14 protein-coding genes are annotated in these 12,838 nt (G+C 68.5%); 6 read left to right on the forward strand and 8 right to left on the reverse strand.

Annotated elements, in window-relative coordinates:
• Positions 1 to 18: 18 nt before the first annotated feature.
• From tsaB to IPM73_07520, 3 genes are all read right to left on the reverse strand, one after another.
• A complete protein-coding gene (gene tsaB, locus IPM73_07510) occupies positions 19 to 705 on the reverse strand; it encodes a tRNA (adenosine(37)-N6)-threonylcarbamoyltransferase complex dimerization subunit type 1 TsaB (protein MBK8917878.1) in 687 nt (228 codons plus the stop codon).
• A 22-nt stretch (positions 706 to 727) separates the two neighbouring features.
• A complete protein-coding gene (locus IPM73_07515) occupies positions 728 to 1,579 on the reverse strand; it encodes an amino acid ABC transporter substrate-binding protein (protein MBK8917879.1) in 852 nt (283 codons plus the stop codon).
• 141 nt (positions 1,580 to 1,720) lie between these two features.
• On the reverse strand, positions 1,721 to 2,101 hold the full coding sequence (locus IPM73_07520) for a hypothetical protein (GenBank protein MBK8917880.1): 381 nt from the start codon (positions 2,099 to 2,101) through the stop codon (positions 1,721 to 1,723).
• A 187-nt stretch (positions 2,102 to 2,288) separates the two neighbouring features.
• Here IPM73_07520 and ompR point away from each other — a divergent pair, with 187 nt between their 5' ends.
• Complete coding sequence (ompR, locus tag IPM73_07525) at positions 2,289 to 3,014, forward strand: two-component system response regulator OmpR (protein MBK8917881.1); 726 nt, start codon at positions 2,289 to 2,291, stop codon at positions 3,012 to 3,014.
• 19 nt (positions 3,015 to 3,033) lie between these two features.
• On the forward strand, positions 3,034 to 4,356 hold the full coding sequence (locus tag IPM73_07530) for a HAMP domain-containing protein (GenBank protein MBK8917882.1): 1,323 nt from the start codon (positions 3,034 to 3,036) through the stop codon (positions 4,354 to 4,356).
• On the opposite strand, the gene thpR is transcribed toward IPM73_07530, so the two are convergent.
• From thpR to IPM73_07545, 3 genes are read right to left on the reverse strand one after another with little or no spacing between them, the layout of a single operon-like run.
• On the reverse strand, positions 4,322 to 4,861 hold the full coding sequence (gene thpR, locus IPM73_07535) for an RNA 2',3'-cyclic phosphodiesterase (protein ID MBK8917883.1): 540 nt from the start codon (positions 4,859 to 4,861) through the stop codon (positions 4,322 to 4,324). The two genes, IPM73_07530 and thpR, sit on opposite strands and share 35 nt — an antisense overlap.
• Positions 4,851 to 5,333, reverse strand: a complete 483-nt coding sequence (locus IPM73_07540; protein MBK8917884.1) for a 2-C-methyl-D-erythritol 2,4-cyclodiphosphate synthase — start codon at positions 5,331 to 5,333, stop codon at positions 4,851 to 4,853. Before IPM73_07540 ends, thpR begins: the two co-directional genes overlap by 11 nt.
• Complete coding sequence (locus IPM73_07545) at positions 5,330 to 6,016, reverse strand: 2-C-methyl-D-erythritol 4-phosphate cytidylyltransferase (GenBank protein ID MBK8917885.1); 687 nt, start codon at positions 6,014 to 6,016, stop codon at positions 5,330 to 5,332. The genes IPM73_07540 and IPM73_07545 overlap by 4 nt, the downstream gene beginning before the upstream one ends.
• A 65-nt stretch (positions 6,017 to 6,081) precedes the next feature.
• Between IPM73_07545 and amrB the strand changes: the two genes are divergently transcribed.
• From amrB to IPM73_07565, 4 genes are read left to right on the forward strand one after another with little or no spacing between them, the layout of a single operon-like run.
• Positions 6,082 to 6,894, forward strand: a complete 813-nt coding sequence (gene amrB / locus IPM73_07550; protein ID MBK8917886.1) for an AmmeMemoRadiSam system protein B — start codon at positions 6,082 to 6,084, stop codon at positions 6,892 to 6,894.
• Complete coding sequence (amrA, locus tag IPM73_07555) at positions 6,875 to 7,435, forward strand: AmmeMemoRadiSam system protein A (protein MBK8917887.1); 561 nt, start codon at positions 6,875 to 6,877, stop codon at positions 7,433 to 7,435. The genes amrB and amrA overlap by 20 nt, the downstream gene beginning before the upstream one ends.
• A complete protein-coding gene (amrS, locus tag IPM73_07560) occupies positions 7,432 to 8,529 on the forward strand; it encodes an AmmeMemoRadiSam system radical SAM enzyme (GenBank protein MBK8917888.1) in 1,098 nt (365 codons plus the stop codon). The genes amrA and amrS overlap by 4 nt, the downstream gene beginning before the upstream one ends.
• The gene (locus IPM73_07565; GenBank protein ID MBK8917889.1) at positions 8,526 to 9,146 is read left to right on the forward strand and encodes a hypothetical protein; all 621 of its coding nucleotides are present in this window, start codon (positions 8,526 to 8,528) and stop codon (positions 9,144 to 9,146) included. Before amrS ends, IPM73_07565 begins: the two co-directional genes overlap by 4 nt.
• On the opposite strand, the gene IPM73_07570 is transcribed toward IPM73_07565, so the two are convergent.
• Together IPM73_07570 and IPM73_07575 are read right to left on the reverse strand one after the other, a co-directional pair.
• Entirely contained in the window at positions 9,133 to 11,835 is a 2,703-nt protein-coding gene (locus tag IPM73_07570; protein MBK8917890.1) for a response regulator, read from the reverse strand. The genes IPM73_07565 and IPM73_07570 overlap by 14 nt on opposite strands.
• Entirely contained in the window at positions 11,832 to 12,587 is a 756-nt protein-coding gene (locus tag IPM73_07575; protein ID MBK8917891.1) for a transporter substrate-binding domain-containing protein, read from the reverse strand. The genes IPM73_07570 and IPM73_07575 overlap by 4 nt, the downstream gene beginning before the upstream one ends.
• Between the last annotated feature and the right edge of the window lie 251 nt (positions 12,588 to 12,838).

Consider the following 12,838-nt stretch of genomic DNA (forward strand, 5'->3'; position numbering starts at 1 on the left):
TCCAGGCGGCCGGAACGCTCACGCCCGCCCTCCTTCGGCCAACCGCTCCGCGGTGGTCCGGGCGACCTTGTCCCGCACGTAGAAGGGCGTGGCGTCGGCCGCGTCCAGGCCCCCTTCCCGCAGCCAACGCCCGGAGGCAAGCTGCGCCACCGCGGCGGCCGTAGGCATGGCCTCCGGCTGGCAGGAAATACCAGCCGCCCGCACCCTCGCCGCAAGTTCCGGGTAGGCGGAAAGCGCATTTCCGGCTGCCAGCCAGGGGCCTTCAGGCAGGTTCAGATCGGCGGGGGCCAGGACCCGGACCGCGTCGGCGGCGCATACGTCGCGCTCCCGGCGGAGAAAAGCGGCGCAATAGATCTCGCCCATGCGCGCGTCGAGCAAGGCCAGCACAGACCCACCGCCCGCGTTCCAGGCCAGGGCGTCCAGACTGCCGATGCCAATGAGCCGAAGCCCGGCGCCCGCTGCCAGCCCCTGGGCCACGCCACAGGCCACGCGCAGTCCGGTAAAGGCTCCGGGCCCCTGGCCAAAGGCGATGGCATCCAGATTGCCCAGAGCAAGCCCGCCCTCCGCCAGCAATGTGCCTACCAGGGGCAGCAGGGTTTCACTGTGGGGACGACCGTCGGGACAGCGCCGTTCCAGGACGGTGCCATCCAGGTAAAGGGCGCAGGAACCCGCTTCAGTCGAGGTTTCCAGGGCGAGGAATTTCATCGCCCGCCATTGTACAGGAGCCCTATTCCGGGAGCCCGAGCAGGAAGACCATCGAGTCGAGCAGGGGACCGGGTTTGGAAATGGCACCGAACCAGCGGTCGTAGGTGGCGAACAGTTCGCCGGTACGATAGATGCGTGCCAGTTCGGTATCCACCGCCAGGCGGAAATCGGCATCGTTGCGCCGCATCATGAGGGCGTAGGGCTCGTAGGAATACAACTCGCTGCCCAGTTCCCAGGCCTCCTGCTTGCCGGCCGCCAGGATGAGACCGGCGAGCAGGCCGCGGTCCGAGGCGTAGGCGTCGATCTTGCCTTCGTTGAGGAGACGCAGGCCGTCACCGTGATCCTTGACCGAAACCAATTCGGTGGCGAAGCGACCCTTCGCGATGGCTTTTTGCAGCGTCGCCTCCGTGGTGGTTCCCGTGGCGACGCCGGTGCGCCGGCCCTTGAGGTCGGCCAGGGCGAAGACTCCCGACCCCTTGGCCGTGATGTAGCTGCCGCCGTCGGCAAAGGTGAGCAGGCTGAAATCCACGTCCCGCCTCCGACTGAGATTGGCGGTGGTCGAACCGCACTCGAGGTCGATTTCCCCTTTACGCAGCCGAGCTACCCGGTTGGCGGGCTCCACGGCCACCCACTTGATATCCAGGCGGGGCAGGTTCAACTGGGCCTGGATGGCTTGGACCACCTTGGTGCACAGCTCGATCGAGTATCCGGTGGGCTTGCCATCGTCACCCACGTAGGAGAACGGCACCGACGCGGTGCGATAGCCCAGGGAAATGCTCTTCTTGGCCTTGATTCGACCCAGGGTATCGGCCGAAACGGCAGGTGCGGCAAGAGCGACAGCGGCGGCGACCGCCAGGAAACGCAGCGTGGACATGGTTTTCCCCCGTGGAGTCAGAAAGGCGCTACGGTGCCACAAGGAAGAAGAGGCGGCAATCCCGTTGTCGTGCGTTCGATTCGCTGCGACAAGGCCGGGGTGGTGAACGGCATGCCTTGAAGGCGGCTGCGCGGTAGTCGTTCAGTGCCAGCCCCCGCGCCGGCCGCGTCCTTCGCCGCGCGGCTCTTGCTGGCCGCGCATTTCTTCCCGCAGGCGATGGCGTTCCTCCTGGGAAATTGGGGTCGCGGGCATGGGCTGGCGGCGGCCATCCCAGTTGTCCGGGGGATTCTGCTGCCATTGCTCGCGCATCTGCTGGCGCATTTGCTGTCGCTGTTCCTGGGGCAGGCGGGCGAGTTCGAGGATCTGCGCCGGCGTCTCGGAAGCGCTCCGCTCCCGCAGCGCGAGGACGTGCATTTCCAGGCGAAGTCCGCGCGTGTCGTCCGGAACGTCGGCGCAAGCCTGGCCGGCAGCCGTAAGGCTTGCCACCAGTGTGGTACAGGCGAACGCGAACTTGTATTTCATCCTCGACTCCGAAACGGGCCGGATCGGACCGCTGAAGCATTTTCGCCCCGAAACGCCAATCAGGGGTTCTGCGGCGGTGCGCAAGGTGTAAGCACCTGTTGCCGCCGCGGAAGGGGTAAAAAGCTTGTTACCATTCAAGCCCATCGCCGCCGCTGCCTTTTTCAATGCCGCCATTATCCTTGCTGCCATGACCGAACGCCAACACCGCATTCTCGTCGTCGACGACGACATCCGCCTCCGGGATCTCCTGTCGCGCTACCTGGGAGAACAGGGCTTCGAAGTTCGCGCCGTCGCCGACGCACCCCAGATGGACCGCGCTCGCACCCGCGAACACTTCGATCTCATCGTGCTGGACCTCATGCTCCCCGGCGAAGATGGCCTGACCATCTGCCGCCGTCTGCGGGGAACGGGGGACACGACGGCCATCATCATGCTCACCGCCAAGGGCGAGGACATCGACCGTATCGTCGGCCTGGAAATGGGGGCCGACGACTATCTGCCCAAGCCTTTCAACCCGCGGGAATTGCTGGCCCGCATCCACGCCGTCCTGCGCCGGCGCGGCAGCACGCCCCCCGGGGCGCCAGAAGCCGAGGTGGAGTCGATTTCCTTCGGCCAGGTCGAGGTCGATATGGCGGCGCGGACCCTGAAGCGGGGGGGAGAGATCATCGCCCTTACCACCGGGGAATTTGCGGTACTCAAGGTGCTGTTGCAGCACCCGCGGGAGCCGTTGTCCCGGGACAAACTGATGACCCTGGCGCGGGGCCGCGAACAGGGGCCCTTCGACCGGGCCATCGACGTGCAGATTTCCCGCCTGCGCAAACTGGTCGAGGTGGATCCGGCGCAACCGCGCTATCTCCAGACGGTCTGGGGCTTTGGTTACGTCTTTGTGCCGGACGGCAAGAACCGCGAATGAATCGGGCCCAGCCGTGGCGATGAAACTCCCCCGTTCGCTGCTGGCGCGCACCTTCTTTCTCATTGCCACCCTGGTCCTTCTGACCACCGCCGCCTGGCTGACGCTTTTCGAAAGGGCGGAAGCGGAACCCCGGGCACGGGAGGCCGCCCAGCTCGCCGCCAGCACGGTCAATCTCATCCGGGCCGCCCTGCTCGCCTCGGCCCCCGAGCGACGCCCCGATCTCTTCGTCGAACTCATGACCCGTGAGGGCATCCGCCTGCTTCCCGTCGAACCAGGCGACGTCCTCGAACCCCTGCCCGACGACCGTTACATCGACCTGGTGCGGACCCGCACCCGCGCCCTGCTGGGGGATCACACCCGCATGTCCTTGGCGGTCAATGATGTCGCCGGATTTTGGGTCAGTTTCCGCCTGGATGATCAGGACGAAGACGAATACTGGCTCATCCTGCCCCAGGAACGCGCCCTGCGCACCTTCGGATGGCACTGGCTGGCCTGGGGCCTCCTCGCCCTGGGGCTCGCGCTCGCCGTCGCCTGGTTCATCGCTTCGCGCATCACCCGTCCCCTCAAGGCGCTGGGGGCGGCCGCGGCATCGGTCGGGCGCGGCCAGACGCCCGCGACGCTGCCGGAGACGGGAGCGGACGAACTGCGCCGTCTGGCGGCTGCCTTCAACCTCATGGCCGCCGACCTCGCGCGGCACGATCGCGACCGGGCCGAGGTTCTGGCCGGGATTTCCCACGACCTGCGCACCCCCCTCACCCGCCTGCGCCTGGAGGCGGAGCTGAGCATTGCCTCGGAAAGTGCCCGGGACGCGGTCGCGGCCGATATCGATCAGATGGAGGCAGTCATTGCCCAGTTCATGGACTACGCCCGCGGCGACGGGGGCGAGATCCCCGCCCCGGTCCGGGTCGACGCCCTGCTCGAAGACGTGGTCGGGCGGCAGCGGGCCCTGGGGCGCGATGTCGGCTGCCGCATCATCGACCCCCTGCCGCCCTGCCTGGGACGTCAGCGGGCCTTGGGCCGGGCAGTCACCAATCTCATCGACAACGCCTTCAAGTATGGCGCCATGCCGGTGGAGGTGAGCGCGGGAAGCGAAGGGGGCACGCTTTTCATCGACGTCTGCGACCGGGGTGTCGGCATTCCGCCGCAAGAAGCCGAGGGGCTCAAGCGCCCCTTCGCCCGCCGTGATACCGCCCGCAGCAACGTCACCGGCACCGGTCTGGGGCTGGCCATCGTGGACCGCACCGCCCGCCTGCATGGCGGACGGCTCGATCTGCTGCCCCGGGAAGGCGGAGGCCTGCGGGCAAGACTCAGTCTGGCCTGCGCAGAGGCCAGCGGCCGATGAGGTCGTAGGACGGGCCGCCGGGAAGCAGCCGGGAGCGCGCCAGAACGAAGTCCCCGCAGAACCAGGGTAGCCGCTCCAGGACAGGGAGCGCCGCGGGAGGGGGAAACTTGCGGGCCAGCGTCACATGGGGAAAGAAGCGGCGGTCGGCATCGGCGCTGCGGATGCCCGCCGAGCCCAGTTCGTGCCGCAGCCCCCTCACCAGTTGATCGAGTTCGGGCGGTGAGGTGCCGCCAGCCCACAAAATGCGGTTGTGCCGCCAGTAGCCAAAGTGGTCGAGGGTCCAGGAGAAGGCCTGCGCGTGCACCGTCGCCGCGGCCCGGCCTGCCGCTTCGATTGCGGCAGGGGAAAGCTCGCCCAGGAATTCCAAGGTGAGATGCAGGGTCTCCGGTCGGCTCGGTCGCCCCCCGGGAAGCGCCTTCAGGGCGGCGGCAAGCTCACCCCGGAGACCGGCATCGGGCCACAGCGCGAAAAAGCAGCGCTGCCCGCGAGGGCCTTCACCCGACATGCTCCACCAGGACCACGGCCTGAGCCTCGATGGCCTCGCCGCGGCCCAGGTAACCCAGGGTCTCGTTGGTCTTGCCCTTGACGTTGACGGCCTGCGCCGGCAGTTCCAGGTCGGCGGCGATGAGAGCGACCATGGCCGGGATGTGGCCGGCCAGGCGGGGCGCCTGGGCGATGACCGTGGCGTCGGCGTTGACCGGCCGCCATCCGGCAGCCAGAACACGGCGCCGCGCCTCGCGCAGCAAGTCCCGGCTGTCGGCCCCGTGAAAGCGGGGATCGGTATCCGGAAAATGGCGGCCGATGTCCCCCAGGCCGGCAGCACCCAGGAGCGCGTCGGTCAGCGCGTGGAGCAGCGCATCGGCGTCGGAATGGCCGAGCAGCCCCTTGTCGTGAGGAATCTCTACCCCGCCCAGAATGAGCTTGCGCCCCGGTACCAGGCGATGCACGTCATAACCCTGTCCGATACGGAAATTCATCGTCTTCCCCTGAGAATGGCCTCGGCGATGGCAAGATCGGCCGGGTAGGTCACCTTGAGATTGCTGCCCTCGCCGGGCACCAGACGGGGCCGCTCCCCCAGGGCTTCGATGGCCCCTGCTTCGTCGGTCACCGAAGCGGTCGCTGCCAGGGCTCGCCGCAGCAGCCCGTAACGGAACATCTGCGGCGTCTGTGCCTGCCACAGGCCCTCCCGGGGCTCGGTCGCCGCCACCCTCCCCTGGCCGTCGGCCCGCTTGAGGGTATCGGCGACGGGCACCGCGAGCAGGCCGCCGACGGGATCGTCGGCCAGGGTGGATACCAGCTGCGCCACGTCCGCGGGTCGCAGGCAGGGGCGCGCGGCGTCGTGGACCAGGATCCAGTCGTCGTCGTCGGCCACCGTGGCGGCGGCCCGGAGCCCATTGGCGACGCTTTCCGCCCGCGTCGCGCCCCCGGCGCGCAGGGTTTCCAGCTTGGGCCCCAGGGCGGACCAGTCCCGGTGGCCCCATCCCTCGTCGTCGGGAGCCAGGACCACCCAGACACGGTCTATGGCAGGGCTGGCGCACAGCGCCGCCAGACTGTGATGAATGAGGGGAAGGCCCAGTAGAGGCAGGTATTGCTTGGGCGTTTGGGCGCCGAAGCGGGAACCGCTTCCGGCGGCGGGGACGATTGCGAAATGACGAGCCATGGCTTAATTTTACTGGGAGAGGCCGCTTTCTGCGGCAAATCCGCATCCCATCACCGGAGTGGGCCATGGTCCCAGGCACGATTCGCCCCCCCGCCGTTGCCGGCGCTTTCTACCCTGCCGAGCCGAGCCGTCTGCGGGCCGAGGTGGAAGGCTTTCTCGCCTCGCCCCCGGTAAGCGGCCCTTGGCCCAAGGCGCTCATCGTCCCCCACGCGGGCTACGTCTATTCCGGCGCCGTGGCGGCGTCGGCCTACCGCCTTCTCCGCTCCGGGGGGCGGCGCATTCGGCGGGTCGTCCTCCTGGGACCGTGCCATCGCGTCGCGCTAGCCGGATTGGCGGTGCCTTCCACCACCTCCTTCGCCACGCCCCTGGGCGCGGTTTGCGTCGATCACGAAGCCCTGGCCGCGGTGGCCGACCTGCCCCAGGTCGTCGTCAGCGACGCCGCCCACCGGGCGGAGCACTCCCTGGAAGTCCAGTTGCCCTTCCTGCAGGCGGTCCTGGGCGACTTCAGTCTGGCCCCCTTCGCCGTGGGGTCCGCGTCGCCGCAGGCGGTGGCCGAAGTGCTGCAACGGCTCTGGGGTGGGCCGGAGACCCTCATCGTGGTGAGTTCCGACCTGTCCCACTATCACCCCTACCGGGAAGCCCGGGAGATCGACGGCGCGAGTTGCCGGCGCATCCTCGCCGGCGGCACCGATCTCGGACCTCAGGAAGCCTGCGGCGCCCATGCCCTGAACGGCTTGCTGCTCGCGGCCGGGTGCCACGGCCTCGGCATCTCGCTCCTGGACTGCCGCAATTCCGGGGATACCGCCGGCGACCGTGACCGCGTCGTGGGATACGCCGCCTTTGCCCTCCAGGCCGACCATGAAGCCCTGCCCGCCTGATTGCGGACCCCTGCTCCTGGCGCTCGCCCGGGGGGCCATCGCCACCCGTTTCGGGGAGCCGATGGCCCCCGTGGCGGACAGCCCTTTCCTGCGCGAGCCCGGGGCGAGCTTCGTCACCCTGACCCGCGAGGGCGCCCTGCGGGGGTGCATCGGCAGTCTCGAAGCCCACCGTCCCCTGGCGGAGGATGTGCGGGAAAATGCCCTGGCGGCGGCCTTTCGCGACCCGCGCTTCTCACCGCTGTCGTCCCGGGAATGGCCCTCCGTACGTATCGAGGTCTCGCTCCTGGGGCCGCGGGAGCCGCTGGCGGTGAGCAGTGAGCGCGAGGCCATCGCCGCGCTTGCACCCGGGGTCGATGGGGTCGTGCTCATGGCCGGACCCCAGCGGGCGACCTTTCTTCCCCAGGTGTGGGAGCAACTCCCCGACCCCGCCGAATTCCTGGCCCGCCTGCGCAGCAAGGCCGGGCTGGGCGCGGCAGCGTGGAACGCCGACTGGCGGCTGGAACGCTATCGCGTGCAGAAGTGGAAGGAGAGCGCAGGATGAGCGTCCCGGAAAGCACCCATCCGGCCCGCTGGTGGCACGTCCTGGACGATGGCCGCGTGCAGTGCGACCTGTGCCCGCGGGACTGCCGCCTGCACGAGGGGCAGCGCGGCGCGTGCTTCGTGCGGCGCATGGAGGGGGGCGCCATGGTCCTGACCACCTGGGGCCGCTCGTCCGGCTTTTGCATCGACCCGGTGGAGAAGAAGCCCCTCAATCACTTCCACCCGGGATCGGCCATCCTGTCCTTCGGGACCGCGGGCTGCAATCTGGCCTGTCGCTTCTGCCAGAACTGGGATATCTCCAAGACCCGCCAGACGGACCGCCTGGGCGAAACCGCCCTGCCCCAGGCCATTGCGGCGGCAGCCTGCCGCCATGGGGCAGCGAGCGTCGCCTACACCTACAACGACCCGGTGATCTTTGCCGAATATGCCCTGGACGTCGCCGCCGCGTGCAGGGAAGCCGGGATTCTCAACGTGGCCGTCACCGCCGGCTACGTCCATGCCGAACCGCGGCGGGAATTTTTTGCCGCCATGGATGCCGCCAATGTGGATCTCAAGGCCTTCGACGACGGCTTCTACCATCGCCTGTGCAGCGCCCATCTGGCGCCGGTTCTCGACACCCTCGTGCATATCCGTCACGGCACGCACTGCTGGTTGGAAATCACCACCCTGCTCATCCCCGGCCATAACGATTCGGATGGCGAAATCGCCGCCCTGGCGGCCTGGATTCAGCGCGAACTGGGCAGCGAGGTTCCCCTCCACTTCACCGCCTTTCACCCGGATTGGAAAATGAGCGATACCCCCGCCACGCCTCCCGCCACCCTCGCCCGGGCGCGCCGCATCGCCCTCGACCAGGGTCTGGCCTACGTCTACACCGGCAATGTCCATGACGAGGAAGGGGGCACGACCTCTTGTCCCTCCTGCCGCGCGCCCCTCATCGTGCGGGACTGGTACGCCATCCGACTGGACCGGGTGGGCATCGACGGCGCCTGCCCGGTCTGCGGCCACCTCATCCCGGGCCGCTTCGGGCGCGGTCTGGAAGCGGGTCACGGGGCCTTCGGTCCGCGCCGCATCCCGGTCAGGCTGTCGCCCTCATGAAGCGAGAATTCCGCCTTTCCCTCCCCCATGGCCATCTGGATGCGGCCCTGGAAATTCCCGAAGCGCCCCGGGGCGTGATCCTGTGGGCCTCCCTGCACGCTGCCTTCGGTCCCGGGTCGGTCGTCGCCGCTGCGACTGCCCTGGGCTTCGCTGGCGTTGCCCTGCGCCTTCTGACCACCCAGGAGGCCGGTTTCGCCGACAGCGCCCACAACACGCCGCTTCTCGCCGACCGCCTGTTGGCCGCCCTGGACTGGCTGGCCCGGGACGCCGATACCGCCGGGCTTCCCCTCGCGCTGCTGGCCGAAGCCGCCGTCACACCGGCGGCCATCCGCGTCGCCGCCAGCCGGGACCGTCAGGTGCAGTGCCTGGTCTGTCACGGCGGCCTGCCCGACGGCGCCGGTCGGCAGTATCTCGAATGGCTGCGCGCACCCCTGCTCATGCTGACGGATGCGTCGGATGAAGTGTCGGTATCGCGCTTCTCCAGGGTGCAAGCCTTGTTGGGAGGTCCGTCGGAACTGCGTGTGCTTCCGGCCGGACATGGGCCCGACGGGCAGGTTCTGGAATGGATGGCGCGCCACCTCGCCGTCTCGGCCGGGACGCCGGCTACAGGCCCTTGAGGCCGGCCAGAACCCGCTCCAGTTCCTCGGTGAGGGCCGTCAGTTCGGGCTCGCTCCCGGCCTTCAACTGGCTTTCCACCGTGGCGGCGCGGCGGCTCAGTTCCTCGGCCGCCACGTTGGCCGCGCTGCCCTTGAGGGTATGGGCGATGCGCACCGCCTCGTCGCGCCTGCCCGCTTCCAGCGCCGCCTTCAGTTGCCCCACCAGGGGCGCGGACTGATCGCGGAACAGGCCCAGCAGGCGCATCACCACTGCGGTCCTGCCCTGCAGGCGAGCCGAGAGTTGTGCGAGGTCGATGCCGGGAAAGCCCGTGGCATCCGGGACTGCCGTGGACGTCGCCTCCGGTGCCGCAGCCGCAGCCTCGGGCGAGGCCTCTTCAGGCTTGGTCCGACCCGGCACGAAGGATTGCAGGACCCGCAGGATATCGGCGGCTTCGAAGGGTTTGGTGACGACCTCGTCCATGCCGGCATCGAGACAGGCGCGCCGATCCCCGCTCGTCGCGTTGGCGGTCAGGGCGACGATGCGCACATCCTGCCAGGCCGGGTTCAGACGAATGCGGCGGGTGGCCTCCAGCCCATCCATCTCGGGCATCATCACGTCCATGAGAATCAGGCTGTAGCGCCGGGCGGTCAGACACTCCAGGGCCTCGCTGCCGTTTTCGGCCACATCGGCTGCGATGCCGACATCGGCCAGGATTTCCAGGGCGATCTGCTGATTGAAGCGATTGTCCTCGGCCAGGAGCACCCGAAAACCCGCCGGCAGGGCAAGATCGCCTTGCGCGGCCGCCGCGGCGGGTTCTTCCGACGCTGCAAGCCGGGCGCGATCTTCGGCGTCTGCCAGCCGGAAGGAAAGGCGGAACCAGAATACACTGCCCTCCCCGGGGACGCTGTCCACGCCGATCTGCCCCCCCATGAGGCTGACCAACTGGCGACAAATGGCCAAGCCCAGGCCCGTGCCGCCGTACTTGCGGCTGGTCGCTGCGTCGGCCTGACTGAAGGCTTGGAACAGGCGCGTCTGCTGCTCGGCATCGAGGCCGATGCCCGTATCCCGCACCCGGAACGTCAGCGTGGCGGCGTGCTCGTCGCGGTATTCGCAGCGACAGCCCAGGGTGACGCTGCCCCGCTCGGTGAATTTGAGGGCATTGCCCACCAGGTTGGTCAGGACCTGGGTGAGCCGCAGGGCATCCCCCACCAGGAAGCGCGGCGCCGCCGAGTCCAGCTCGACGCCGTAGTCGAGTGCCTTTTCCGCCGCCAGGGAGTGGGCGAATACGCCCACCTGGGCGACGACCCGGTCGAGACTGAAGGCCGTGTCCTCGAGTTGCAGACGGCCCGCTTCGATCTTGGAGAAGTCCAGAATGTCGTTGATGAGCCCGAGCAGAATGCGCGCCGAGTCGCGGATCTTCTGCACGTAGTCGGCCTGGCGCGCATCGAGCTGGGTTCTGAGCGCCCGGCTGGCCATGCCGATGATGGCGTTCATCGGCGTACGGATTTCGTGGCTCATGGTCGCCAGGAAACGTCCTTTGGCGGCGTTGGCCGCATCGGCTTCGGAACGTGCCTCCTCGAGTTCCCGGGTCCGCTCGGCAACCAGAGCCTCCAGGCGGTTCTTGTAGCTGTTCAGTTCGCTTTCCGCCCGCCGTCGTTCGGTGATGTCGGCCACGATCCAGGTCCGGACACCCATGGGCCGCGCGGGATCGTTGGCCCGCCCGGTGAGCGCCCCCCAGAAGGCCTCGCCATTGTGACGCCGCAGGTGGACCTCGCGGGAGAGACTGTGTCCGTCCTGCAGCGTGGTCGCCGCCTCGCTCCACACCCGCTGGAATTCTCCCGGGCCGGCGAACAGAGTTTCCACCGCCCGGCCGTGCATATCCCCCGCGGCGTAGCCAAAAATCTCTTCCAGCCGGCGATTGCACGATACCAGCACGCCTTCATGGGTGACCGCGATCCCCACCAGGGCGTTGTCCAGCACGGCGTTCATTTCCGCCACCAGATGGCGGGATGCGGCTTCCGCCTCCCGCCGCCGCTGCAGGGCGTCGCGGAAACGCAGCACCGCCCGGGCCATGCGGCCGAGTTCATCTTCGCGCTCTACACCGCGCACCTCGATGCGCAAATCGTCGCCCGCCAGCTTTTCCAGGGCCGCCAGCACGCTGTCGAAAGGGGTATTGGCCCCCCGGAAGGCGGCGAACACGCCAAAGACCAGGGCCCCGGTCAGCACCCCGTTGAGGACCAGGGCCTCGAGAATGAACTTGGTCAACGCGCTTTTCAGCCGGGCCCTGGACAGGACGATTTCCACCCGTCCGACGGTGAGGGTACGTTGCGGATCGGAAAAGATCACCAAGCGACTTGCCGCCACCGCATCCCCCGCGAGGGAAGCGCCGTCACCCACTCGGGTGACGACGGCCCCTTCGGCGTCGAGTACCCGCACCGCGGCCACGTCCGGAAGCCCTCCCAGGGCCCGTGCAGCGCTGCCGACGGCCACCGCATTGAGATCGAAGAGCGGTCGTGCCAGGGATTCCGCCACCACGACGGCAAGACGTTCCGCCTGCTCGCTCAGGCCGTCCTTTAGGCCCTCGTAGCGGAGGAATATGGCCAGGGTGGAAAAGGCACTGAAGACGAGCCAGACCGAGCCGACGGCCAGAACGGAAAAGCGGAAGCGCAAACTGCTGCGCCACAGCCGGGACAGACTCCCCAGCGTCATCGCCGGCCGCCGGGAGCGGATTTCATGGCGCCGTCTAGGCGTTCGGCAAGCTGGCGGCCCCCTCGATTACCCAGGGCCGCCCGGCTCAGTACCAGATACCCCGCCCGGTCGCTGACCACGGTATCCGGCAATACGGCGAGGGAACCCTCCGGATCGACGCGCGGCAGCAGGAGCGCGGCGGTACGCACTTCGAGCAGAGCCGTGCCGATGCGCCCAGCCTTGAGCTTGCGCAGGTTCTGTTCCATGGTTTCCGAATTCTGGTCCAGCGTAAGGCCGGCGGTTCCGGCCAGATCCTGAGCCAGAGCCCATCCCCGGGGAACCCCGACCGGCTGCGGCAGCGCTGCGACACCGTGGGCGGCCCGCCAGCCGGGCGCGTCACCCTGACGCACCACGGCCACGTAGGCCAGCGTTTCCAGGCGTGACTTGGGGTAGAGGGCGAAGGCCTCCCGCTCCCGGCGGTACGCCGCCGGGTAGGCCGCCGCGTAGTAGCCCTCGGAGAGATCCTTGAGGCAGCGCTCCCAGGCGACGACGTGGATCACCACGTCGTAACCCGCGGCGGAAAACAGCGCGCGGACCTTGTCCGCCAGGGTCCCCGCAACAGGGCCGCCCGGCTCCCCCGCAACCGTGAAGGGCGGCCAATCCGCCGCGCATACCCGCAAGCTGGCCTCACGCGCCGAAACCGGCCCACCGGCCAGCAGCGCCGCCCAGGCCACGGCCAGGAAACCGCGCGTAGCGAAAAAACTGCAAGTCATTTTTCTCCCCGATGGCGGCACGATACGGCCATTGCCGCCCCCTGTCGAGACTGACAAAAGGCGTAGCGCGCCTTTGTCGCGGGAAGGTTTTTCATCATCAAAATGCCAGTTCCGGGCAGGGCGACGGAGAAAACTCCCCGGCAGCACGCAGGACTGGTCGCATCCGCTCATGGTTCGACAAGCTCACCACGAACGAAGAACAGCCGCCAGCGGCTCGTCTGGTGCCCTCCTCCCATCCCCTGTAGGGCAAG

Source organism: Betaproteobacteria bacterium (genome assembly GCA_016720065.1).
Taxonomy (GTDB): Bacteria; Pseudomonadota; Gammaproteobacteria; order Burkholderiales; family Rhodocyclaceae; genus SSSZ01.